Source organism: Geminocystis sp. CENA526 (genome assembly GCF_050753365.1).
GTDB lineage: Bacteria > Cyanobacteriota > Cyanobacteriia > Cyanobacteriales > Cyanobacteriaceae > Geminocystis.
Genome location: NZ_JBLZFY010000241.1, coordinates 1 through 1,832, shown reverse-complemented (window position 1 = coordinate 1,832; position 1,832 = coordinate 1). Strand labels below are relative to the sequence as shown.

At 39.0% G+C, this 1,832-nt stretch carries 3 protein-coding genes and 1 pseudogene; all 4 read left to right on the top strand.

Annotation, left to right across the window (positions count from 1 at the left end; all coding sequences use genetic code 11):
• Positions 1-324, top strand: a pseudogene (locus ACN4EE_RS23055) (hypothetical protein); the annotation flags it as partial.
• Between the two features lie 135 nt (positions 325-459).
• Positions 460-669, top strand: a complete 210-nt coding sequence (locus ACN4EE_RS23050; protein WP_431708850.1) for a hypothetical protein — start codon at positions 460-462, stop codon at positions 667-669.
• A 37-nt stretch (positions 670-706) separates the two neighbouring features.
• Positions 707-1,327, top strand: coding sequence for an RpnC/YadD family protein (locus ACN4EE_RS23045; protein ID WP_431708849.1), 621 nt, complete (start codon positions 707-709; stop codon positions 1,325-1,327).
• A 5-nt stretch (positions 1,328-1,332) separates the two neighbouring features.
• Complete coding sequence (locus tag ACN4EE_RS23040) at positions 1,333-1,671, top strand: hypothetical protein (protein ID WP_431708848.1); 339 nt, start codon at positions 1,333-1,335, stop codon at positions 1,669-1,671.
• The last annotated feature ends 161 nt before the right edge of the window (positions 1,672-1,832 follow it).

Here is a 1,832-nt window from a genome sequence, read left to right as displayed (position 1 = left end):
CCCGATAATCCCTATCGAGAGAATATATTAGAATTAGTTTATGGATTATTGGACAAACTCGAAACCAAACAAAGACAAAAACAAGGATTAATTCAGGAGGATGAAACATTAATTATGAGCCTAAGACAAATATACCGAGATAAAATGGCACAAGTCGAAAGACAAGGACTTCAACAAGGACTCCAACAGGGGAAACTAGAAGGGGAAAAACTAGGTAAATTAAAAACGGTTCCTCTTTTAAGGCAGTTGGGTATGACTGTAGAAGAAATTGCCACTCGTTTGAATCTACCCCTTGAGGATGTCATAAAAGCCTCTCAATCATAAAGGCAATGGTTTATTTTGGGTTGAACAATGTTCAACCCCTACAGACAAAACTCGATCGAACCTCCTTTGTCATTGCGAGGCACGAAGCAATCTTTATGATAGGATAAAATAAAACAACCTAATTTCATTTCAACAATGTCTCAGTTTCCTCACGATGAATTTGCCAAAGAATACCTCCCCGAATTGTATCGAGAATATGGTATTGTCACCCCCTCGGTGGATGTGATGAGCGAAAAAAGAGAAATCGATGTTATGTTTACCCCCACAAAACCGGTACCCACATCCCCAGAAACATTAGGATTATTAGGCAAATTAGCCCAGTCCACCTGTATTATAGAAGTGTAAAGACCAAATCAAAGAATGTGTTAATAAACTATTAACATTGCATAGAAATCATCTGAGAGAGGAGAAAAAAGAAGGAAATCCCGATTCTGAACTACCCTTTTTATGGATTTTAACGCCCACTATTTCTCAGGAAATCCTAGCACAATCAAAAGCCGATCCCGAAGAAAATTGGGAAAAAGGAGTGTATTTTGTTGCAGAAATATTCTCTACAGGTATTGTTGCCATTCATCAATTACCGAAGAATAAAAATACCTTATGGTTAAGAATCTTAGGTAAAGGAAAAACCCAAGTGGAAGCTATCGAGGAATTAAAAGCATTACCTCCCGATAATCCCTATCGAGAGAATATATTAGAATTAGTTTATGGATTATTGGACAAACTTGAAACCAAACAAAGACAAAAACAAGGATTAATAACGGAGGATGAAACATTAATTATGAGCTTAAAACAAATATACCGTGATAAAATGGCAGAAGTCGAAAGACAAGGACTTCAAAGAGGCAAACTTGAGGGCAAACTTGAGGGCAAACTTGAGGGGGAAAAAGAGGGAAAATTAAAAACAGTACCTCTTTTAAGGCAATTAGGCATGAGTGTAGAAGAAATAGCTACCCGTTTAGAGTTACCTCTTGATGATGTCATAAAAGCCTCTCAATCATAAAGCCGATGTTTTATTTTGGGTTGAACAGTGTTCAACCCCTACAGACAAAAAATGCGATCGAGCTTCCCCCCTTGTCGATCGAACCCTCCCCATCATTGCGAGGCACGAAGCAATCTCTCTCAAAATCGATCGAACTTCCCTTATCCCGTCATTGCGAGGAGACGAAGCAATCTATCAAAACTAGATCGAACCTTCCTTATCCCGTCATTGCGAGGCACGAAGCAATCTCTTTCAAAATCGATCGAACCTCCCTATCCTGTCATTGCGAGGAGACTAAGCAATCTCTCTCAAAAATCGATCGAACCTTCCCCCTGTCATTGCGAGGCACGAAGCAATCTTTATGATAGGATAAAATAAAACAACCTAATTTCATTTCAACAATGTCTCAGTTTCCCCACGATGAATTTGCCAAAGAATACCTCCCCGAATTGTATCGAGAATATGGTATTGTCACCCCCTCGGTGGATGTGATGAGCGAAAAAAGAGAAATCGATGTTATGTTTAC

Bases quoted from the DNA above. Each gene is read 5' to 3' on its own strand.
- ACN4EE_RS23050 (WP_431708850.1), top strand. From the start codon at position 460: ATGTCTCAGTTTCCTCACGATGAATTTGCCAAAGAATACCTCCCCGAA.
- ACN4EE_RS23040 (WP_431708848.1), top strand. From the start codon at position 1,333: ATGTTTTATTTTGGGTTGAACAGTGTTCAACCCCTACAGACAAAAAAT.